Below are 21,536 nucleotides of genomic sequence, written 5' to 3'. Positions count from 1 at the left end.
CGGCGCGATGGCAACCTCGGACATCGTCACGCTCAGCACGGCGGCGATTGCCATTCTCAATTCCTCGCAACTCGGCGCGCTGTCCTCGGCGGACATCGCTGCGCTGAAGACGAACCAGATTGCCGCGCTCACGACCTCGCAGTTGCAGAACCTGTCGACCGGACAGTTGGCTGCCATGTCGTACACGCAAGTCGGCTCGCTGACGGCGTCGCAAGTGCAGGGCGGGCTGACGACCGATCAGCTCGGCGCGTTGAGCACGGGCCAGATCGGCGCGCTGTCGACCGCCGACATCGCCGCGCTGACGACCGCGCAGGTAAGCTCGCTGTCGACCAAGGACATCGCCGCGCTCAAGACGAGCCAGGTTGCCGCGCTGACGACCGCGCAGGTTGCCAGCCTGACGACCGGCCAGGTCGCCGCGCTCACGGCGGCGCAAGCCGGCGCGCTGACCACGGCGCAAGTCGCCGCGTTCGGCACGAACCAGGTCGGCGCACTGTCGACGGCCGACGTCGCGGCGTTGAAGACGAACCAGGTTGCCGCGCTGACCACCGCGCAGATCGCGAACCTGACGACGGGCCAGATCGCGTCGCTGACGGTGACGCAGGTTGGCGCACTGACGACGGCGCAAGTGCAGGGCGGCCTGACGACCGCGCAAGTCGGCGCGCTCACGACGGCGCAAGCCGCCGGGCTGAGCACGTCGCAATTGACCGCGCTGACCACCGCGCAAACCGCCGCGATCGCCACGAAGGACATCGCCGCGCTGAAGACGAGCCAGATCGCCGCGCTGTCGTCGTCGCAGGTCCAAGGGCTGACGACCGGCCAGGTCGCCGCGCTGACCGCGACGCAAGCCAGTTCCCTGTCGACGGCGCAACTGGTCGCGCTGGGCACGGGGCAGATCACCGCGCTGTCGACGGCTGACGTCGCTGCGCTGAAGACGAGCCAGATCGCCGCGCTGACGACGGCACAAGTGTCGAGCCTGACGACCGGCCAACTGGCCGCGTTGACCACCGCGCAAGTGGGCGCGCTGACGACGGCCCAGACGCAGGGCCTGACGACAGCCGAGATCGGCTCGCTGACGACCACGCAACTGGCCGCACTCTCGACCGCCGATGTCGCGGCGTTGTCGACCGCGCAGGTCGGCCAGTTGTCGACGAAGGACATCGCCGCGCTGACGACGAGCCAGGTCGCCGCACTGACGACGGCGCAGGTCGCGAACATGACGACCGGCCAGGTCGCCGCGTTGAGCGCGACGCAGGTTGCGGCGCTCACGACGTCGCAGGTGCAAAGCGGCCTGACGACCGATCAGGTCGCCGCGCTGACGACGGCGCAGGCCGCCGGACTCACGACCGCCCAGGTCTCGGCGCTCACCACGGCGCAGACCGCCGCGATCGCCACGAAGGACATCGCCGCGCTCAAGACCAGCCAGCTCGCCGCGCTGTCGTCGTCGCAGGTTCAAGGGCTGACGACCGGCCAGGTCGCGGCGCTCACGGCGACGCAAGCCAGTTCCCTGTCGACGGCGCAACTGGTCGCGCTGAGCACGGGCCAGATCACGGCCCTGTCGACGGCTGATGTCGCCGCGCTGAAGACGAACCAGATTGCCGCGCTGACGACGGCACAGGTATCGAGCCTGACGACCGGCCAGCTCGCCGCGCTGACCACCGCGCAGGTCGGGGCGCTGACGACGGCGCAGACGCAGCAGGGCCTGACGACGGCCGAAATCGGCGCGCTCACGACCTCGCAAGTCGCCGCACTCTCGACCGCCGATGTCGCGGCGCTCTCGACCGCGCAGGTCGGCCAGTTGTCGACGAAGGACATCGCCGCGCTGAAGACGAACCAGATCGCCGCGCTCACGACGGCACAGGTCGCGAACCTGACGACCGGCCAGGTGGCCGCGCTGACGGCGTCGCAGGTCTCGGCGCTCACGACGGCACAGGTGCAGAACGGCCTGACGACGACGCAACTCGGCGCGCTGACGACCGCGCAGGTGTCGGGCATGAGCACGGCGCAAGTCGCCGCGCTCAGCACGGCGCAACTGAGCGCGCTGTCGACGGCCGACGTTGCCGCGCTGAAGACGAGCCAGCTTGGCGCGCTGTCGAACACGCAGATCCAGGCTCTGACGACCGGCCAGGTGGGCGCGCTCACCGCGACGCAAGCCTCTTCGCTGTCGACGGCGCAAGTCGCTGCACTTGGCACGAACCAGATCGGCTCGCTGTCGACGGCTGACGTCGCGGCGCTGAAGACGAACCAGCTCGCGGCGCTGTCGACGGCGCAGGTCGCCAACATGACGACCGGCCAGGTCGCGGCATTGACGGCGACGCAGGTTGCCGCACTGTCGACGTCGCAGGTGCAGGGCGGCCTGACGACCGCGCAGGTCGGCGCGCTCACGACGGCGCAGGCGAGCGGACTGACGACGGCCCAGGTGTCCGCGCTGAGCACCGCGCAGACCACCGCGATCGCCACGAAGGACATCGCCGCGCTGAAGACCAACCAGGTCGCCGCGCTGACGACGGCGCAGGTCGCGAACCTGACGACCGGCCAGATCGCGGCACTGTCGGCGACGCAGGTTTCGGCGCTGACCACGGCGCAGGTGCAAGCCGGCCTGACGACCGCGCAGTTGGGCGCGATGAGCACCGCGCAGTTGTCGGGCCTGAGCACGGCGCAGGTCGCCGCGCTCAGCACGGCGCAACTCAGCTCGCTGTCGACGGCCGACATCGCCGCGTTGAAGACGAATCAGGTTGCGGCGCTTTCGTCGACGCAGATTCAGAGCCTGACGACCGCCCAGGTGGGCGCGCTGACGGCGGCGCAGGCCTCGTCGCTGACGACGGCGCAGGTGTCGGCATTCAGCACCGGCCAGATCGGTGCGCTGTCGACGGCCGACGTCGCTGCGTTGAACACCAACCAGGTCGCCGCGCTGACGACGAACGAGTTGCAGAACCTCACGACCGGCCAGTTGGCGGCCATGTCGTACCAGCAGGTCGCCGCGCTGACGACCGCGCAGGTGCAGAACGGGTTGACGACGTCGCAAGTCTCGTCGTTGACGACGGCGCAGGCAGCGGGGCTCACGACCGCTCAGTTGGGCGCGCTCACCACGGCGCAGACGGCCGCGATTTCCACCAAGGACATCGCCGCGCTGAAGACGAGCCAGATCGCGGCGCTGACCACGGCGCAAGCCGGCGTGCTGACCAGCGCGCAGGCTGCCGCGCTGACGGCCACCGAAACGGCGGCGTTGACGACGGCCGCGCTGGCGGCGCTGACGACATCGAGCGTGAGCGCGCTGTCGAGCGCCGATGTCGCCGCGCTGAAGACGAACCAGGTGGCATCGCTGACGAGCGCGCAGGTTTCGAGCCTCACGACCGGCCAGGTCGCGGCGATGAGCTACACGCAGGTGGCGGCGTTGACGACTTCGCAGGTGCAGAGCGGCCTGACGACGGCCCAGATCCACGCGATGAGCACGCGCCAGGTGGCCGCGCTTGAAACGGCCGATCTGGCGGCGCTGACCACGACTCAGGTGGGCGCACTGTCGACGCAGCAGGTGGCGGCGATGACGACCTCGCAGGTCGCCTCGCTCACGACCGCGCAGGTGCAGAGCCTGAGCACCGGTCAGGTCTCCGCCTTCACGTCGGCGCAGGTGGCCGCGCTGACGTCCACGCAGGTCCAGGCGATGTCGACTCAGCAGGTGCAGTACCTGACGCTGTAACGGCACGACGCGGGCCGTCGCAAGGCGGCCCGGACGACGAAGCATGCGAAAGCCGCCTTGCCGGAGCATCCGGCGGGGCGGCTTTTGTTTTTGTTGTTGCTTTTGCTAGCTCGACACTCTTTTCAAGGGCGCTCTCCTGCGCCGGCTCTGGATTCATCGGAAGCCGGCTCAGGAAAGCGCCCTTTTTTCGCATGGCCCGCCGCACCGGCCGCGCCGCGTTCCCCACGTCCTCCGACACCCGCGATTACCGCCCCAAAACGGGCGCTGTTCGCCGTTTTGCTTTTACGCGATCCCGGTAAGCTCATTGCAACATTCGGGCGTTCCATGCCGCGCGCTTCGGCTGGCCCGATCAGTCCACGAAATCTCAGAGTCAAGTCATGTCGTCTTCGGAATCCGGATTTGCTTCACACGTGCTGCTGGCCTGGCAACAGAAGCTCAGCATCAACGACCTGCTGAACAGCGCGAGCCAGCTCGAAGCGGCTCAGCAATACGAACTGGCCGCCGTGTTGTATCAGACGTGGCTCTCGCGCAATCAGACGGCCTTCAATCATTTCGCGTACTTCAACCTGGGCGCGGCGTTGTCGAACGTCGGCGAACTCGAAGGCGCGAAAAACGCGTATCTCCAGGCCATCGCGCTGTCGCCGACGTTCGTCCAGCCGCGCTTCAACCTCGGCTCGGTGTACGACCGGCTCGGTCAGCCCGACGCGGCCGTCGCCGAATGGACCTGGGTCGCCGACCATACGTCCGCCGACAATCCCGACGAACGGGCGATCCGCCTGCTCGCGCTGAACGGCCTCGGACGCGTTCTCGAAGCGCAGCAGCAGTACGCCCAGGCGCTCGCCCGTCTCACCGAGAGCCTGCGCATGGAGCCGAACCAGCCGGACGTGCTGCATCACTGGGTCTTCCTGCGCGCGAAGCAATGCGTGTGGCCGGTGTATGCGGACATCGACGGTGTCGATCCCGAGCTGATGCGCAAGTCGACATCCGCACTCGCGATGATCGCGCTGTCGGGCGACCCCGAAGCGCAACTCGCCGCCGCCAAGCACTTCGTCGCCAACAAGCTCAGAACGGATGTGCCGACGCTCGCCGCGTCGAAGGGTTATGGGCACAAGAAGATCCGCATCGCGTATCTGTCGTCGGATTTCTGCCTGCATCCGGTGAGCATGCTGACTGCCGAGCTTTTCGAGTTGCACGACCGCAAGCATTTCGAGGTCTACGGCTACTGCTGGTCGCGCGAGGACGGCTCGGCGCTGCGGGCGCGCATCGTCGGCGCGATGGACCACTTCGAGCGCATCCACGAACTGAGCGACGAAGCGGCGGCGCAACTGATTCGCGACCACGAAATCGACATTCTCGTCGACCTGCACGGCCAGACGCTCGGTGCGCGCCCCAACCTGCTCGCCTACCGGCCCGCGCCGATCCAGATCACCTATCTCGGCTTGCCGGCGACCACCGGGCTGCCCTTCATCGACTATGTGATCGGCGATCGCTTCCTGATTCCCAAGGCATCGGCGAAGTACTACACCGAGAAGCCGCTTTACATGCCGGACGTCTATCAGGTCAGCGACCGCAAGCGCGTGAATGCGCCGGTGCCGTCGCGCGAGATCTGCGGCCTGCCGCGTGATGCATTCGTGTTCTGCTCGTTCAACAACAACTACAAGTTCACGCCGGAAATGTTCGCGACGTGGATGAGCATCCTGAAGCGCGTGCCGGGCAGCGTGCTCTGGCTGCTGTCGGATAACCCGTGGGCCGAGGCCAACTTGCGGCAAGAGGCGTCGAAGCACGGCGTCGACGCGGAACGGCTCGTGTTCTCCGGGCGCGCGGCACCGGAGAATTACCTGGCCCGCTATGGCGCCGCGGACCTGTTCCTCGACACGTTCCCGTTCAATGCGGGCACCACGGCCAACGACGCGCTATGGATGTCGCTGCCGGTGCTGACGTGCTCGGGCCGCACGTTCGCGTCGCGCATGGCCGGCGCGTTGCTCACGGCAGCGGACCTCGACGAACTGATCACGCAGGATCTAAGCGAATACGAAGAGAAGGCGGTTGCGCTCGCCAACGCTCCGGAGGACTGCAAGCGCCTTCGCGATCATCTCGCGCAGGTGCGTGAAGACGGCGCGCTCTTCGATACGCCGCGCTTTACCCGCAATCTCGAAAAGCACTTCAAGCGTCTGGTTCGCGCGAGCGCGTGAACATCGCCGCTGTCCGCGGTGCGGTATCCGCACGTTCGCATTCTTTGGAAGGAACAGTCATTCATGCAGGTTCTAATCGTCGGCGCAGGGTTGTACGGGGCCGTTTGCGCGCATGAACTCATGCGCGAAGGCCACGCATGCCGCGTGATCGAAAAGCGCGACCATATCGGCGGCAATATCTTCACGCGCTACGTGCCCGAGGCCGGTTGCCACGAGCACGTCTATGGCGCGCATATCTTCCATACGAACTCGAAGCGCATCTGGGACTACATGAACCGGTTCGCCGAGTTCAACCACTACGTGAATCGCGTGAAGGTCTCTCAAGACGACGCGCTCTACAGCTTTCCGATCAATCTGTTCACGCTTTATCAGGTGTTCGGCGTGCGCACCCCGGAAGCCGCCCGCGAACGCCTCGCCGCCGATATCGTGCCGAACGACGCGCCCGCGAACATGGAGGAATACTGCTGCTCCGTGATCGGCCCGACGCTGTACCGGCTCTTCATCGAGGGCTACACGCTGAAGCAATGGGGACGGCATCCGCGGGAACTGCCGGCCGACGCCGTCAAGCGCCTGCCCGTGCGTCTCACCTTCGACGACAACTACTTCAACGACCGCTATCAGGGCATTCCGGTGGGCGGCTATACGGCGATCATCGAGAAGATGCTCGACGGGGCGTCGGTCGAGACCGGTGTCGATTTTCATGCGGACCGCGCTGGCTGGATGCAGGGCGCCGATCTCGTCATCTACACGGGACCCATCGACGCATTCTTCGACTACCGGTACGGCGTGCTCGAATACCGGTCGCTGCGTTTCGAACGGACGCTCGTCGAAACCAACGACTTCCAGGGCAATGCGGTCGTCAACTACACCGATGCATCCGTTCCGTTCACCCGCATCCTCGAACACAAGCACTTCGACATGAACCTGAAGGAGCCGGTCACGCTGGTGACGCACGAGTATCCGCAGGCGTGGACGAAGGGCGACATCGAGTACTACCCGGTGAGGAACGAAGACAGCGAAGCGCTGTTCACACGCTATCGCGATGACGCCGACCCGCTCTCGCCACGCGTTCACTTCGGCGGACGGCTCGGCGAATACCGCTATTACGACATGCATCAGGTGGTGGGCGCGGCGCTCGCCTTCTGTGACAACGTGCGCGGCTAAAGACCGCGAACAGGCCAGGCATCATGCACATGAACGAACACGACACCCCGACGGTCAGGATCTACCAGACCTTCCACAAGACGTTTCCCTACAATCCGGATTGCGGCTGGATCCAGCCGCTCGGCGTGAACGGCTACCGCAACACGCGGCTCCTGAGCGACAGCGACGGCGACAACATCTCCGCGCTGAACCCGTACTTCAGCGAACTGACCGCGCACTACTGGGTCTGGAAACACTCCGACGCGGACGTGGTCGGCTTCTATCACTACCGCCGCTACCTGAACTACGTGATCGACGGAACCTGGCAGCCGGGCATCACCGTCGGGCTGAAGAGCGACGAGGTCACGATCGGTTATCTGACGCACGACGCGCAGCTTGAACGCATCAGGCGCATTCTCGGCGTGTGCGACGTGATCGTGCCGAAGAAGACAGCCTCGGAGCGGTCGATCGAGGAACACTATCTGCATCATCATCCGCGCGAGCCTTGGGACGCGTTCGTCGCGGCGCTCGAGGCGCGTTACCCGGATCATCGGCACGAGATCGACGTGCTCAGGCTCACGCCGCTCTGCTCCATCTGCAACGTCTTCGTGATGCGGCGCGCGCTCTTCAACGAATACTGTTCGGAGCTGTTCGCGATCATCGATCCGATTTTCAAACAGATCGGTCATCCGTACGACGGCTACAACAACCGCTATCCGGGCTTTCTCGCCGAGCGCTTTCTCGGCTTCTGGCTGCAGATTCGCCGGCTGCGCAGCTTCGAAGTGCCGCTGATTCATCTTTCTTGACGGGCACGGCTTCCGAGACGGGAGCCTGCACGATAAAACCTGACACAGGATCTTTTCCAGATGATCTACATGCTCGGCATGAGCCATCTCGAGCCGGTTCTCGATGCGATCAGCGAAGACGGATTTGCCGCGCAGCGCGCCAAGATCAACGGCAGCGCGGAACCGTCGTTCGTCGACTGGGCTACGAAAACGGATGTCCTTCCGCAGAGTGTGAAGACCGCCAGCATCTACATCCGGCAGATCGGCCCGCACTGGGGCATGGTGCCGGCGGTGCGGCTCGAACCGACGGTCGTCGGCATGGCGCCCGGCTTTCGCAAGCTGCTCGAATCGATCGATCAGCAAGACGGACAGAGCACGCTCTTCACGTTCATGTATGGCGAGGAGCACATCTACATGGGGCGCCGCCAGCATGAAGCGCGGCACGACTTCGACATTCCGTGGCGTCCCGACCTGCCGATCCGGCCGCACCGGCAGGTGATCGCGCTCGACGTGATCGAGCGCGAAGTCGCGCATTACCTGGCGAAGGCGATTGCCAATTTCATGGCGATACGCGCTTGTTGCCCGACGCTTCGAGTCGTCAACGTAGTCTGTCCGCCGCCGGCGCGCACGGGGATCAGTGGCGATCCGGAAGACATCGCCGTGGAAGACGACCCGGTCGCCGCGCGCGATCACGATGCGGTGCGGCTCAAGTACTACCTGCTGTACGCGAAAGCGCTGATGGAAGCCGTGCAGCCGCTCGGGATCGAATCGGTGATGCCGCCGCCCGAGACCATCGGCGCGGACGGACTGCTGCTTCCCGAATACGCGCGCGACGGCGTGCACGGCAACGCGCTGTACGGCCGTCTCGTGGCGGCGCAGATGAACGAGTTGTTACCCGCAGGAGTGCACTGATGCATCCTTACTCGAAGTTGCCCGCGCGAAGCTTCTGGAAGAAGTTCGTGTCGGATTCGCCCTGGTTCGCCCTGCAACTGAACGACGAGCCGAAGTTCAGGCTGCATGTCGATGATCGCGTGGCCACCGCCGGCAGTTGCTTCGCGCAGCACATTACGCGGTATATGCAGCGGGCGGGATTGCCGCCGTACGTCGCCGAACCGGCGCATCCGCTGATGATCGAGCACGGCGGCAATGTCGAGAGCTATGGCGTTTTCTCCGCGCGCTACGGCAACATCTACACCGTGCGGCATGGCGTGGAACTGTTCGAGCAGGCGTTCGGCATCATTCCGATGATCGAGGATTTCGCTGAACATGAGGGCCGCTGGTTCGATTTGCTGCGGCCGAATGTGCAGAAGGAAGGGTATGCGAGCCGGCACGAAGCCCAGGCGGATCGCGCTTACCACCTCGAACGGGTCAGGGCGATGTTCGAGACCGCCGACGTCTTCGTTTTCACGCTTGGGTTGACCGAGTGCTGGTTCAATTCGGCGGCGGGCCACACGTATCCGGCGTGTCCGGGGACGGTGCGCGGGACGTACGATCCTGAGATCCATCATTTCCGGAATTTCACGCATGCCGAGGTGGTGGCGGATTTGGATCGGCTGATTGGGGAATTGGGTCGGGTGAATCCCCGCCTGAAATTGATTTTGACGGTGTCGCCGGTTCCGCTCGTGGCGACGCGCACCGGTCATAACGTGCTTGTAGCGTCGGCTTACTCGAAGGCGGTGTTGCGCGCGGCGGCTGGGGAAGTCGAAGCGAAACACGACCACGTGGCGTATTTTCCTTCGTATGAGATCGTCAGTCATCCGGCGTCGTTCGGGCAATACCTCGCGTCGGATTTGCGCGAAGTCACCGAGCGCGGGGTCGCGCATGTGATGCGCTGCTTTCTGTCCAGTTTCTATGGGATCGAGCCGCAGACGGGGCGTGGTGAGGTTCCGGTGGTCGCTGGAGCGGAGAATGCGGTCGCGGTGGCGCCGAGGGTTGAAGCACCGCTGCCGGAATGTGATGAGCTGTTTAATTCGGCGCCGTGAGGTGGTTTTGGCCTGGCTTGGCGTGCGCGGTGACAGGGGAAATCTCGGCCGCCGGTATGTTTCGTACGGGATGCGTGGAATCGGAGATTCCGCGCCTCGCTCCCGATCCAGGAAGGACCATTTTGGTGAATTCGCCGAAATGGTCTGGCTCCAGCAAATAAAGCAGTTCTGCGTGCTGTCTTGTCATCCGCTGGCGTCGCTTCGGCGACCGCCTACTTCCCAATACAAAACCGGCTGAAAATCACGCCGAGCAGATCATCGGACGTGAACTCACCCGTAATCGAGTTGAGCGCGTCCTGCGCAAGGCGCAATTCCTCGGCGAAGAGGTCGAGAGCCTGCGAGTTCTGCTCCGCGTGATCCGCAGCGAGCGCCAGATGCTCCTCGGCCGTGCGCAGCGCGATCAAATGCCGCTCGCGAGCCAGATAAACGCTCTCCGCGCCCGCCTGCCAGCCGGCGATCTTCAGCAACTCATCGCGCAACAACGCGATGCCATCGCCCGTCTTGGCCGACAACCTCACCTCCCGCGCGCTATCGCCGTCGGCTTGTGTGACCGACGCCGCCACGCCCGCGAGATCCGCCTTGTTCGACACACGCACGACCGGCACGCCCGCCGGAAATCGCGCGGCGATCACGACGTCCTCGGGCGTGCCGCCCACGCGTGCATCGAGCAGATGCAACACCACGTCGGCGCGTTCGATCTCGCCCCAAGTCCGCTCGATGCCGATCCGCTCGACTTCATCCTCGGTCTCCCGAAGGCCGGCCGTATCGATGACATGCAGCGGAATGCCTTCGATCTGGATCGTCTGCGTGACCTTGTCGCGGGTCGTGCCGGCAATCGGCGTGACGATCGCCAGTTCCGCGCCGGCGAGCGCGTTGAGCAGCGACGACTTCCCGACGTTCGGCTGTCCCGCGAGCACCACCGACAATCCCTCGCGCAGCAACGCGCCCTGGCGCGCGTCGGCGAGCACCTTCACCAGACGCTCGCGGATGCGCGCGAGCTTGCCGCGGGCGTCGGCAGCCTCGAGGAAGTCGATCTCTTCTTCGGGGAAATCGAGCGTCGCCTCGACCAGCATCCGCAGCGTGATCACGTCCTCGACGAGCGCGTGAATCTCGCGCGAAAACGCGCCGTCGAGCGAACGGCCCGCCGAGCGGGCTGCAGCCTCGGTGCTGGCCTCGATCAGATCGGCGACGGCCTCCGCCTGCGCGAGGTCGAGCTTGTCGTTGAGGAACGCGCGGCGCGTGAATTCGCCGGGCTCGGCAAGCCGCAGGCCGAATTCGCGGCCAGCTTCGATCGCCCGTTGCAACACCAGTTGCAGGACGATTGGGCCGCCGTGCCCCTGAAGTTCGAGCACGTGTTCGCCGGTGTACGAGTGCGGGGCGGGAAAGTACAGCGCGATGCCGCGGTCGAGCGCCTCGCCGTTGCCGTCGATGAAGGGCGCGTAGCTCGCGTGGCGCGCGACGAGAAGCTGGCCGCAGAGGGCGTGCATCGCGTGGGCCGCCGCCGCTTCGCCCGCGCGGCCGAACGACAGCCGCACCACGCCGATCCCGCCGCGCCCCGGCGCGGTGGCAATGGCGACGATCGGATCGGAGTCGTTGTTGGGCATGGTCGGCGGGGTTGAAGGCTTGGATTTGAAGGTGTCCGCATTGTATCGCGATGGTTTTTGCGGACTTCGGGCCTCGGCGAGCGTAAGAACTTTCTTGTTTATCTTAGTTGAGATACGCTGGGGTTTGAGAATTTCGGGAGAATGGCTTGGTTGTTGAGATCCATTGCCATTGCAACAGAGCGTTCTGTAGGCCGCGCATGCGGCATGACGATTTATCAGAAGATTGTCTTATGCGCGATAAAGTGACTAGGGTGTTCGCAAAATCTAGCGTAGGCGGTTGACTAGCCACCGCCGTTTGCCTCGCACAATCGCGACCATGCCAACCGCAAAAGAAAAGGCCGATTTCTCGGATCGCCTCAAATTCTCCATGACCCGCGCAACCGAGAAGATGCGGGGCGCGACTGACCTCGCGTTGCACTTCAACCTGCGCTATCACGGCGAGCCCGTCTCGCCTCAGACGGCGCACAAATGGCTCACGGCGCGATCTATTCCCACCGTCGATAAATTGCAGACGCTATCGGAATGGTTCAAGGTCGATCAGCATTGGCTCCACTATGGTCCGCCACCTAGCGGAACCCCGCAGACAGTGCCAAAACCACTCGCTCGTGATGAGCAATATCCGGCGTCGGAGGAAACGCTGGAACTGGCTTCGAAAATCGAGGCGCTGTCGCCGCATCATCGGTATTTGCTGGAGGAGTTGATCGATCAGTTTTACGGGGCGGGGAAGCGGTGAAGATTATCTTCTCGTGTTCAGCGGGGCAGCCTTATGCACGACCAGGTTCATTTAGCCCAAACGGATGAGAATTATCTTTAAAGGGATTTTAACGAGATATGCCTAATGGTCCAAGACAGCACGGGGCGGGAATCGGGCGGATATTTGAGATTGGATGGAAATACGGTTGGTAGTTTGACAAACCTCATTTCCACATTAGTTCGGCGTTCTCGCCGAAGATGAACGGTATGAACTCAAACATCAAATATCCCGATTTCAGGGACAATCTTCTCGACGCCATCAGGAGGCGTGCACCCGGAATAAATGCAACTCGAAAGAGAGCAGGGAAGTTCGAATTAATTTTGGAAAGGCCCGCGCATTTTAAAAATGGGGTTCAATGACTACGTCGGAGCCCCTATCCTCACGGAAAGAACGGCGGCTAACTGGCTCGCTGGGCGCACGCTCCCCCTGAAGCGACATCGTTCTCAACTGGCGTCGTTCCTACACGAGGATTGGTACTATCTCGAGCACACCGTAAGGCGGCGTAACGCCGAGGCATCCGATCCGGTGGCTAGAGAAGCCATCTCGAACTATATTGACCTTCCGGCCTCATTGCGTATCAATCCCGAGCTTGAAATGCTTGCGGTCGAGGAAAAAGGCCCAATCAAAATTATGCTCAATCAGATCAACATTTTGATTCACGAGATGTTGAACAAAAAACGCCCCGAATAAATTCGAGGCGTTTTTCAGAGTTCAAATACAACCAGCATCAAGCCGCCGCCTTCTTCCCCCCCATCATTCGCGTGATGTAATACTGCTGCGCAATCGACAGCACGTTATTCACCACGTAATACAGCACCAGCCCGGCCGGGAAGAAGAAGAACATGACCGAAAAAGCGATCGGCATGAACATCATCATCTTTGCCTGAACCGGGTCCGGCGGCGTCGGGTTGAGCTTCGTCTGCAGGAACATCGAAACGGCCATCAGCACCGGCAGAATAAAGTACGGGTCTTGCTGCGACAAATCGTGAATCCAGCCGATCCACGGCGCACCGCGCATTTCCACCGACGACAACAGCACCCAATAAAGCGAAATAAACACCGGAATCTGCACCACGACCGGCAAGCATCCGCCGAACGGATTCACCTTCTCGGTTTTATAAAGCTCCATCAACGCGGCATTCATTTTCTGCGGATCGCTCTTGAAGCGTTCGCGCAATTGCTGCATGCGCGGCGTGATTGCCTTCATGCGCGCCATCGACTTGTAGCTCGCCGCCGAAAGCGGGAAGAACACGGCCTTGATCAACAGCGTCAGGAGAACAATCGACCAGCCCCAGTTACCCACATAGCTGTGAATCTTTTCGAGCAGCCAGAAGAGCGGCTTGGCGATGATCGTCACCATGCCGTAGTCCTTCACCAGTTCGAGCCCCGGCGCGATGCCTTCGAGCATGCGCTCTTCTTCCGGACCGGCGAACAGACGCGCCTGCACGTCGACGCTCTGTCCCGGCGCAATCGTCTGTACCGGCTGCTGCACGCCCACGCGATACAACTGTGGATCGATCTTCTGCACGTAGATGTCGCGCTTCACGCCCTGCTGCGGAATCCACGCCGACGCGAAGTAATGCTGCACCATCGCGATCCAGCCGTTGTCGGCGGAAGGCTCGAAGGTCGCCTTGTTCTTGTCGATGTCGCTGAAATCGATTTTCTGGAAGTGATGCTGCTCGGTATAGACAGCCGGCCCGATGAACGTGTGCGAGAAGCGCGGCGTCTCGACCGGCGTGTTGTCGCGCACGAGTTCCATATAGAGCTTCGGCGTGACCGGCGCCGTGCCGACGTTCTCGATCTTCGTGTCGACGTTGATGACGTAGCTGCCGCGCGTGAACGTGTAGGTTTTCACGACCTTCACGCCGCCCTTCACCGGCGATTGGAACGCGATCGACAGCGTCTTGGCATCGCCCGACAGCGAAGTCTGGCCGGGAACCGGCGTGAAGACGTCGTTATGGTTCGGGAAATCGCCGCCGAGCAGGCCCGTGCGCGCGAGATACGTGTGCGTCGGGGTGTGATCGAAGAGCGTGATGTAGAGATCGGGCTGCTTGCCGTCGCCTTCCTTCACGAGCGAGAGCTTCGAGAGCGTGCCGCCGCGCGTGTCGATTTCGCCGGAATAGACGTCCGTCGAGAACTTGACGAGCTGCGCGGCAGCGGTTGCCGGCGGCGTCGCCGTGCCTGGCGCGGTGGCGGCGGCGCCGCTGGTTGCGGGCAGGTCGGCGGCCTGCGTGCCCGGCGTCGTGGTTCCCGGAGCGGCGGTGCCGGCCGTCTTGGTCGGGACGGCGTTCGGGAAGAACATCGACGGGCGCCCATGGTCACGTTGCCAGTTGTCGAACAGCATGACAGCCGACATGAAGAAGATGACCCATAGGACGGTACGTTTGATATCCATGCGTGTCTCAGTGTCGATCGAAAAGCGCTTTAGCGCCGTTTGGTAGTGAATTCTTCTGAAGCGGATTCGCCCGCCGGCTGGCAGACCGGCTCGGCATCGCGTCGTGAAGCCGGCGACGGTGGCGGGACCAGGTCGATCCCCCCAGCCGAGAACGGATGACAGCGGCACAGACGTTTCGCTGCGAGATACGTGCCGTGCGCGGCGCCATGATACTGGATTGCTTCGCGCGCGTAGTCGGAACAGGAAGGGAAAAAGCGGCAGCGGTTGCCGAGCAGGGGGCTCACAGCAAGCTTGTAAAAGCGCAACAACGCGATCAGTGCCGTTTGCATAAGCTTCGCGCCTTGGTTTCTTCCGGTCCGCGACGGTGAACCGGATACCGCCTGCGCATCATTGCCCGGAGGGCCTGGGTGAATCGTCGAGGTTCGACGGCGCTGCATCCGCCGGCGCCGCAGGCGGCGCCATTGCCGTTCGGCGCGCCGCTTCGCGCACCGCCCGGTCGAGCAGCATGTCGATCTCGTCGCGGCACAAAGTCCTGAGCGGCGGCGATTTCGCGCTCGGCATCGCCTTGCGGTCGATCTTCGTGTGCAACCTCAGAAGGATATCCCACCCGCCGAGTTCCGCGCGACGCAACCGGAACGCCTCGCGCGCGAGGCGCTTGATCAGGTTCCGCGTGACCGCGCGCGGCGCATGCTTCTTGCCGATGACGAGTCCGAGGCGCGCTTCGTTGCCGGTCGGCTTGCCATACAGGACGAAGTGCGGGGAGCGTCGCCAGGGCCGCAAACGAAAAACGGATGAGTATTCATCCGTTTTCAGTAGCCTTGCGGCCTTGGGGAACGCGGCCTGCGCTCGCAACTGAATGGTTTCCGTTTCGGAGCCTTCGATGCTGCGCATATCGGGTTCGCACGCATGCGGGCGTGTGCCTGTGCATGCCGACAAAAGCGACCTTAGACTGCCAGGCGCTTGCGGCCCTTCGCGCGACGTGCGTTGATCACTTTGCGGCCGCCCGCCGTCTTCATACGGACGCGGAAGCCATGGGTGCGCTTGCGGCGCGTCACGGAAGGTTGGTAAGTACGTTTCATGGTGCTCTCACTTGGGTGTTAATCGACCGCGCGGGCATCCGCAGAAAGCGCAATGGCCGGAGGTTCAGGAATTCGGGTTTCGCGGAACCCGCTATTTAAACCCTTTTCCTATTGACCGTCAATAGCTTAGGCGCGTTGTCAAGCGCTTCCGTGCCGCCTTCAGCGGCTTTCGGCGTGCTGATGTGTCCCTGTGGATAACTCGCGCTGCGTTCGAATTTGGCGTTAGAATCTCGCCTTAATCCCAAGAATCTGCCCGCTGCTTCGGCCCGCAATTCGCCCGCAAACGCTTGCGGCGTAAGCCTCCGGAGCATATTTGCTTGGCCGTGCCGGACCTTGTTGCGAATTTGCGACAAGAGCGGCCGCAGGCTGCGGCGCAACCATAACGACTGTACTCGATGAACGATTTCTGGCAACACTGTTCCGCATTGCTGGAGCGAGAACTAACGCCGCAGCAGTACGTCACGTGGATCAAGCCGTTGGCCCTGGTCGACTTCGATGCCGATGCGAGCACCTTGCGCATCGCCGCGCCCAACCGCTTCAAGCTCGACTGGGTGAAGAGCCAGTTTTCCGGCCGCATCGCCGACGTGGCGCGCGAATTCTGGCACACGCCCGTCGACGTTCAATTCGTCCTCGATCCGAAGGCGACCGCGCGCAGCGCGCTCGGCGGCGCGCCGTCGACGGCGGCGATGCCGCGTTCCCCGGCGCCACAGCCGCGTCCGGTCATGCCGGCCGGCGCGCCGGTGAATCACGCCAACGCAAGCGCGCACATCAACGCGCTGGCCGCCGAAGCCGCGCAACACGCGCAGGCGACCCACGACGATCACGCCGACCTCGACCTCCCGAGCCTCGACGCCAACGAAGCCGCCGCCGCGCGCCGGACGTGGCGCCCGGGCGGCAACGCGTCGCAGGCGGGTGACAACGATTCCGCGTACGAGCGCTCGAAGCTCAACCCTGTGCTCACGTTCGACAACTTCGTGACCGGCAAGGCGAACCAGCTCGCGCGCGCCGCTGCGATCCAGGTTGCCGACAACCCCGGCATCTCGTACAACCCGCTGTTCCTGTACGGCGGCGTCGGCCTTGGCAAGACGCACCTGATCCACGCGATCGGCAACCAGTTGCTGATGGACAAGGCCGGCGCGCGCATCCGCTACATCCACGCGGAGCAGTACGTGTCGGACGTGGTGAAGGCGTACCAGAGGAAGGCGTTCGACGATTTCAAGCGCTATTACCACTCGCTCGACCTCTTGCTGATCGACGATATCCAGTTCTTCTCCGGCAAGTCGCGCACGCAGGAAGAGTTCTTCTACGCGTTCGAGGCGCTCGTCGCCAACAAGGCGCAGGTGATCATCACGAGCGACACGTATCCGAAGGAGATCTCGGGTATCGACGACCGCCTGATCTCGCGTTTCGATTCCGGCTTGACGGTTGCGATCGAACCGCCCGAACTCGAAATGCGCGTCGCGATCCTGATGCGCAAGGCGCAGTCGGAGGGCGTGAGCCTGTCGGAGGACGTGGCCTTCTTCGTCGCGAAGCACCTGCGTTCGAACGTGCGCGAACTCGAAGGCGCGCTGCGCAAGATCCTCGCGTTTTCGAAGTTCCACGGCCGCGAGATCACGATCGAACTGACGAAGGAAGCGCTGAAGGATCTGCTGACCGTGCAAAATCGGCAGATTTCGGTGGAAAACATCCAGAAGACGGCGGCGGACTTCTACAACATCAAGGTCGCCGACATGTATTCGAAGAAGCGTCCGGCGAACATCGCGCGGCCGCGCCAGATCGCGATGTACCTGGCCAAGGAGCTCACGCAGAAAAGCCTGCCGGAAATCGGCGAACTCTTCGGCGGACGCGACCACACCACCGTGTTGCACGCGGTGCGCAAGATCTCCGCCGAGCGCGGCACCGACGCGCAGTTGAACCACGAGTTGCACGTGCTCGAACAGACGCTGAAGGGCTAAAGAAGACGCGCCTCGAAAACGCGGCGTCAAGCCTCTGTTTATTGACGAAAATGCCCCCATTTCCAGGGAGCGGTTCCGTTTTGAGGCACAATACGGGTTTGACCGCCCGCGGGCCTCGGGCGGCATCAGGCGCCAAGCTTTCGCGCGCAACCGGCGGGGGGCCGGCAACGCGTGTTACGAGGCTGTCCGAAGGCAAAGACGGTGGCACGACCGTCGGGCAGGCCGTCACATCAACGAAGGAACTCTATGCAACTGGTCAAGACCGAACGAGATAATCTTCTAAGGCCGCTGCAAACCGTGAGCGGTATCGTAGAACGCCGTCATACGTTGCCGATCCTCGCCAATTTGCTGATCACCAAGAATGGCGCGGATGTGTCGTTCCTCTCGACCGACCTCGAACTCCAGATCACCACGCATGCCGACTTCGGCGTGGGCAGCGATCAGGTCGCCACCACCGTCGCCGCCCGCAAGCTGCTCGATATCCTGCGCGCGATGCCGCCGGGCGAAGTCGCGCTCGACCTCTCCGACAAGCGCCTCACCGTGCGCTCCGGCAAAAGCCGTTTCGCGCTCCAGACGCTCGCCGCCGACGAGTTCCCGACCGTCAACCAGTCTACTGACTTCGGCGCGAGCCTGTCGGTTCCGCAAAAGGCCTTCCGGCAATTGCTCGGCATGGTCCATTTCGCGATGGCGCAGCAGGACATCCGTTATTACCTGAACGGCATGCTGCTCGTCGTCGACGGCGAGCAGTTGATGGCGGTTGCCACCGACGGCCACCGTCTGGCGTTCTCTTCGATGAAGATCGAGGGTTCCTTCGGCCGCCAGGAAGTGATCATCCCGCGCAAGACGATTCTGGAATTGCAGCGCCTGCTGGAAGACATCGACGACAACCTCAAGATCGACATCGCACCCACGCAGGTGAAGTTCACGTTCGGCCAGGTCGAACTGGTGTCGAAGCTGGTGGAGGGCAAGTTCCCCGACTTCCAGCGCGTGATTCCCAAGTCGCACAAGAACACGTTCCTGATCGGCCGCGACGAATTGCAGCACTCGCTGCAACGCGCGGCGATTCTCACGTCCGACAAGTTCAAGGGTGTGCGCTGCCTCGTCGAACCGGGCCAGTTGAAGATCATGTCGACCAACGCCGACCAGGAAGAAGCCCAGGAAGAACTGGAAATCGCCTATCAGGGCGACAGCGTCGATATCGGGTTCAACGTCACGTATCTGCTCGACGTGCTCGCGAACCTGAAGATCGACAACCTGCAAGTGAGCCTCGGCGACGCCAATTCCAGCGCGCTGATCACGATTCCCGAGAACGAGGAATTCAAATACGTGGTGATGCCGATGCGCATCTGACGCGTCCAATACCAAAAACATTCCAAGGGGCGGCGCGCCCCTTTGGCGTTTTTAAGGTGATTCGAAAAGTCTCGAGCAGCAACTCGGCAGTAACGCAGAACCGGAAAATTTCATGACTGAAAACATCAATTCGCAACCCGACAATAGCTATGGCGCCTCGTCCATCCAGATCCTCGAAGGACTGGAGGCAGTGCGCAAGCGCCCAGGCATGTATATCGGCGATACGTCGGATGGCACCGGTTTGCATCACCTCGTTTTCGAAGTGCTGGACAACTCCATCGACGAAGCGCTCGCGGGCTATTGCGACGACATCCACGTCACGATTCACGCCGACAACTCCATTACGGTCACCGATAACGGCCGCGGTGTGCCGACAGGCCTCAAGCGCGACGACAAGCACGACCCGAAGCGCAGCGCCGCCGAAATCGTGATGACGGAATTGCACGCGGGCGGCAAGTTCGACCAGAACAGCTACAAGGTGTCGGGCGGGCTGCACGGCGTGGGCGTGTCGTGCGTGAACGGGCTTTCCGAGTGGTTGCGCCTGACCGTGCGCCGCGATGGCAAGAAGCACTTCATGGAGTTTCGTCGGGGTGTGGTGCAGAACCGCGAGATTATCGAGGAAGACGGCGTTCAGTATTCGCCGATGCCGGTCGTCGGCGACACGGAGAATCGCGGCACCGAAGTGCATTTCATGGCCGACGTGACGATCTTCGGCAACGTCGAGTTTCACTACGACATTCTCGCGAAACGCATGCGCGAACTGTCGTTCCTGAATAACGGCGTGCGGATTCGCCTGACCGACCAGCGCACCGGCAAGGAAGACGATTTCGCGTTCATCGGCGGCGTGAAGGGCTTCGTCGACTACATCAACAAGACCAAGCAGGTCCTGCACCCGACCGTGTTCCACGCGATCGGCGAGAAGGACAACGTGACGGTCGAAGTGGCGATGCAGTGGAACGACAGCTACAACGAAAACGTGCTGTGCTTCACGAACAACATTCCGCAGCGCGACGGCGGCACGCACCTGACCGGCCTGCGCGCGGCCATGACGCGCGTGATGAACAAGTACATCACCGATCACGAAATCGCGAAGAAGGCGAAGATCGAGACGACCGGCGACGACATGCGCGAGGGCTTGTCGTGCGTGCTCTCGGTCAAGGTGCCGGAGCCGAAGTTCAGCTCGCAGACGAAGGACAAGCTGGTGTCGTCGGAAGTGCGCGCGCCGGTGGAAGAGGTGGTCGCGAAGGCGCTCGAGGATTACCTGCAGGAAACGCCGAACGACGCGAAGATCATCACCGGCAAGATCATCGACGCCGCGCGCGCTCGCGACGCCGCGCGCAAGGCGCGCGAGATGACGCGCCGCAAGGGCATACTCGATGGCGGCGGCTTGCCGGGCAAGCTCGCGGATTGCCAGGAGAAGGATCCGGCGAAGTCGGAGATTTATATTGTCGAGGGCGACTCGGCGGGCGGGTCGGCGAAGCAGGGACGCGACCGGAAGTTCCAGGCCATTCTGCCGCTGCGCGGCAAGGTGCTGAACGTGGAGCGCGCACGCTTCGACAAGCTGATTTCGTCGGAGCAGATCGTGACGCTGATCACGGCGCTCGGCACCGGCTTCGGCAAGGACGATTACAACATCGAGAAGCTGCGCTATCACCGCATCATCATCATGACCGACGCGGACGTCGACGGCGCGCACATCCGCACGCTGCTGCTCACGTTCTTCTATCGCCAGATGCCGGAGATCGTCGAGCGCGGGTATATCTACATCGCGCAGCCGCCGCTGTACAAGCTCAAGGCGGGCAAGGACGAGCGCTATCTGAAGGACACGCACGAACTCAACCAGCACATGCTGAAGCTGGCGCTGCAAGGGTCTGAACTGACACCGAGCGAAGGCGCGGCGGCAATTTCCGGCGATGCGCTGGGTGAACTGGCGCGGGCGTATCTGCTGGCGCAGGCGGTCGTCGATCGTGTCAGCCGTTTCTACGACGTCAGCGCGCTCGAGGCGGTGATGGACGGGATCGTGCTGGACCTGTCGTCGGAAGAGGCGGCGGCGGCTTCCGCGAAGGCGCTGGAAACCACGTTGCGCGCGGACCCGATCAAGCCCGAAGTGACCATCGAGCCCGCATACGATCCTGTGCGCGAGGTGCGGTCGCTGCACATCAAGCGCCGGCATCATGGGAACGTGAAGGTTTCGGTCATCGATGAGGATTTCCAGCTCACCGCCGACTACAAGCAGCTCGTTTCTACCGCCGATACGTTCAAGGGGCTGATCGGACAGGGCGCGTTGATCAAGCGCGGCGAGCGGTCGATGGCCGTCACCGACTTCAAGAGCGCAATGAAGTGGCTGATCGCGGATGCCGAGCGGAACGTGACCAAGCAGCGTTACAAGGGCTTGGGCGAGATGAATCCGTCGCAGTTGTGGGAGACGACGATGGACCCGGCCGTGCGCCGGTTGCTGCGCGTGCAGATCGAGGATGCGATCGCGGCGGACGGCATCTTTACCACGCTGATGGGCGATGACGTGGAGCCGCGGCGGGCTTTCATTGAGAGCAATGCGCTCAGGGCGGGGAATATTGATGTTTGATTGAGGTGTCGGAGTTAGC

At 63.0% G+C, this 21,536-nt stretch carries 16 protein-coding genes; 11 read left to right on the top strand and 5 right to left on the bottom strand.

Annotated elements, in window-relative coordinates; all coding sequences use genetic code 11:
- The first annotated feature begins 7 nt into the window (after nt 1–7).
- The 6 genes from AWB68_RS03265 (at nt 8) to AWB68_RS03240 (ending at nt 9,796) form a co-directional block, all read left to right on the top strand.
- Entirely contained in the window at nt 8–3,694 is a 3,687-nt protein-coding gene (locus tag AWB68_RS03265; protein ID WP_327381780.1) for a beta strand repeat-containing protein, read from the top strand.
- Nucleotides 3,695–4,071: 377 nt separating this feature from the next.
- The gene (locus tag AWB68_RS03260; RefSeq protein WP_087642918.1) at nt 4,072–5,886 is read left to right on the top strand and encodes an O-linked N-acetylglucosamine transferase, SPINDLY family protein; all 1,815 of its coding nucleotides are present in this window, start codon (nt 4,072–4,074) and stop codon (nt 5,884–5,886) included.
- Between the two features lie 63 nt (nt 5,887–5,949).
- Nucleotides 5,950–7,050, top strand: coding sequence for a UDP-galactopyranose mutase (glf, locus tag AWB68_RS03255; protein ID WP_087642917.1), 1,101 nt, complete (start codon nt 5,950–5,952; stop codon nt 7,048–7,050).
- 29 nt (nt 7,051–7,079) lie between these two features.
- Nucleotides 7,080–7,835: a DUF4422 domain-containing protein gene (locus AWB68_RS03250; RefSeq protein WP_160109951.1), complete on the top strand. Its 756-nt coding sequence runs from the start codon at nt 7,080–7,082 to the stop codon at nt 7,833–7,835.
- A 60-nt stretch (nt 7,836–7,895) separates the two neighbouring features.
- Entirely contained in the window at nt 7,896–8,726 is an 831-nt protein-coding gene (locus AWB68_RS03245; RefSeq protein WP_087642915.1) for a hypothetical protein, read from the top strand.
- On the top strand, nt 8,726–9,796 hold the full coding sequence (locus AWB68_RS03240; RefSeq protein ID WP_087642914.1) for a GSCFA domain-containing protein: 1,071 nt from the start codon (nt 8,726–8,728) through the stop codon (nt 9,794–9,796). Before AWB68_RS03245 ends, AWB68_RS03240 begins: the two co-directional genes overlap by 1 nt.
- A 212-nt stretch (nt 9,797–10,008) precedes the next feature.
- Here the strand turns inward: AWB68_RS03240 and mnmE are convergent, their stop codons facing one another.
- The gene (gene mnmE, locus AWB68_RS03235) at nt 10,009–11,400 is read right to left on the bottom strand and encodes a tRNA uridine-5-carboxymethylaminomethyl(34) synthesis GTPase MnmE (protein WP_087642913.1); all 1,392 of its coding nucleotides are present in this window, start codon (nt 11,398–11,400) and stop codon (nt 10,009–10,011) included.
- A gap of 316 nt (nt 11,401–11,716) precedes the next feature.
- Here mnmE and AWB68_RS03230 point away from each other — a divergent pair, with 316 nt between their 5' ends.
- Nucleotides 11,717–12,133, top strand: coding sequence for a transcriptional regulator (locus AWB68_RS03230; RefSeq protein WP_087642912.1), 417 nt, complete (start codon nt 11,717–11,719; stop codon nt 12,131–12,133).
- Nucleotides 12,134–12,499: 366 nt separating this feature from the next.
- Complete coding sequence (locus AWB68_RS03225) at nt 12,500–12,844, top strand: hypothetical protein (protein ID WP_087642911.1); 345 nt, start codon at nt 12,500–12,502, stop codon at nt 12,842–12,844.
- Nucleotides 12,845–12,881: 37 nt separating this feature from the next.
- Here AWB68_RS03225 and yidC read toward each other — a convergent pair whose 3' ends face one another.
- From yidC to rpmH, 4 genes are read right to left on the bottom strand one after another with little or no spacing between them, the layout of a single operon-like run.
- Nucleotides 12,882–14,549 (bottom strand): membrane protein insertase YidC, encoded by a 1,668-nt coding sequence (yidC, locus tag AWB68_RS03220; RefSeq protein ID WP_087642910.1) that lies wholly within the window; start codon nt 14,547–14,549, stop codon nt 12,882–12,884.
- 29 nt (nt 14,550–14,578) lie between these two features.
- Nucleotides 14,579–14,878 carry a membrane protein insertion efficiency factor YidD gene (gene yidD / locus AWB68_RS03215; protein WP_235028180.1) on the bottom strand — a complete coding sequence of 100 codons (300 nt, stop codon included), beginning with the start codon at nt 14,876–14,878 and terminating at the stop codon, nt 14,579–14,581.
- 58 nt (nt 14,879–14,936) lie between these two features.
- On the bottom strand, nt 14,937–15,440 hold the full coding sequence (rnpA, locus tag AWB68_RS03210; RefSeq protein ID WP_087642909.1) for a ribonuclease P protein component: 504 nt from the start codon (nt 15,438–15,440) through the stop codon (nt 14,937–14,939).
- Between the two features lie 53 nt (nt 15,441–15,493).
- Nucleotides 15,494–15,628 (bottom strand): 50S ribosomal protein L34, encoded by a 135-nt coding sequence (gene rpmH, locus AWB68_RS03205; RefSeq protein ID WP_006998755.1) that lies wholly within the window; start codon nt 15,626–15,628, stop codon nt 15,494–15,496.
- 395 nt (nt 15,629–16,023) lie between these two features.
- Here rpmH and dnaA point away from each other — a divergent pair, with 395 nt between their 5' ends.
- The 3 genes from dnaA (at nt 16,024) to gyrB (ending at nt 21,517) form a co-directional block, all read left to right on the top strand.
- On the top strand, nt 16,024–17,583 hold the full coding sequence (gene dnaA, locus AWB68_RS03200; protein ID WP_087642908.1) for a chromosomal replication initiator protein DnaA: 1,560 nt from the start codon (nt 16,024–16,026) through the stop codon (nt 17,581–17,583).
- Nucleotides 17,584–17,829: 246 nt separating this feature from the next.
- On the top strand, nt 17,830–18,933 hold the full coding sequence (dnaN, locus tag AWB68_RS03195; RefSeq protein ID WP_087642907.1) for a DNA polymerase III subunit beta: 1,104 nt from the start codon (nt 17,830–17,832) through the stop codon (nt 18,931–18,933).
- A 112-nt stretch (nt 18,934–19,045) separates the two neighbouring features.
- Nucleotides 19,046–21,517 (top strand): DNA topoisomerase (ATP-hydrolyzing) subunit B, encoded by a 2,472-nt coding sequence (gyrB, locus tag AWB68_RS03190; protein WP_087642906.1) that lies wholly within the window; start codon nt 19,046–19,048, stop codon nt 21,515–21,517.
- Nucleotides 21,518–21,536 lie beyond the last annotated feature (19 nt).

Source organism: Caballeronia choica (genome assembly GCF_001544535.1).
Taxonomy (GTDB): domain Bacteria; phylum Pseudomonadota; class Gammaproteobacteria; order Burkholderiales; family Burkholderiaceae; genus Caballeronia; species Caballeronia choica.
Note: the sequence above shows the minus strand (reverse complement) of the source record. Positions and strands in the feature narration are given on the sequence as shown.

Coding starts and splice junctions, on each gene's coding strand:
- AWB68_RS03265 (WP_327381780.1), top strand. CDS start 8: ATGGCAACCTCGGACATCGTCACGCTCAGCACGGCGGCGATTGCCATT.
- AWB68_RS03260 (WP_087642918.1), top strand. CDS start 4,072: ATGTCGTCTTCGGAATCCGGATTTGCTTCACACGTGCTGCTGGCCTGG.
- glf (WP_087642917.1), top strand. CDS start 5,950: ATGCAGGTTCTAATCGTCGGCGCAGGGTTGTACGGGGCCGTTTGCGCG.
- AWB68_RS03250 (WP_160109951.1), top strand. CDS start 7,080: ATGAACGAACACGACACCCCGACGGTCAGGATCTACCAGACCTTCCAC.
- AWB68_RS03245 (WP_087642915.1), top strand. CDS start 7,896: ATGATCTACATGCTCGGCATGAGCCATCTCGAGCCGGTTCTCGATGCG.
- AWB68_RS03240 (WP_087642914.1), top strand. CDS start 8,726: ATGCATCCTTACTCGAAGTTGCCCGCGCGAAGCTTCTGGAAGAAGTTC.
- mnmE (WP_087642913.1), bottom strand. CDS start 11,400: ATGCCCAACAACGACTCCGATCCGATCGTCGCCATTGCCACCGCGCCG.
- AWB68_RS03230 (WP_087642912.1), top strand. CDS start 11,717: ATGCCAACCGCAAAAGAAAAGGCCGATTTCTCGGATCGCCTCAAATTC.
- AWB68_RS03225 (WP_087642911.1), top strand. CDS start 12,500: ATGGGGTTCAATGACTACGTCGGAGCCCCTATCCTCACGGAAAGAACG.
- yidC (WP_087642910.1), bottom strand. CDS start 14,549: ATGGATATCAAACGTACCGTCCTATGGGTCATCTTCTTCATGTCGGCT.
- yidD (WP_235028180.1), bottom strand. CDS start 14,878: ATGCAAACGGCACTGATCGCGTTGTTGCGCTTTTACAAGCTTGCTGTG.
- rnpA (WP_087642909.1), bottom strand. CDS start 15,440: ATGCGCAGCATCGAAGGCTCCGAAACGGAAACCATTCAGTTGCGAGCG.
- rpmH (WP_006998755.1), bottom strand. CDS start 15,628: ATGAAACGTACTTACCAACCTTCCGTGACGCGCCGCAAGCGCACCCAT.
- dnaA (WP_087642908.1), top strand. CDS start 16,024: ATGAACGATTTCTGGCAACACTGTTCCGCATTGCTGGAGCGAGAACTA.
- dnaN (WP_087642907.1), top strand. CDS start 17,830: ATGCAACTGGTCAAGACCGAACGAGATAATCTTCTAAGGCCGCTGCAA.
- gyrB (WP_087642906.1), top strand. CDS start 19,046: ATGACTGAAAACATCAATTCGCAACCCGACAATAGCTATGGCGCCTCG.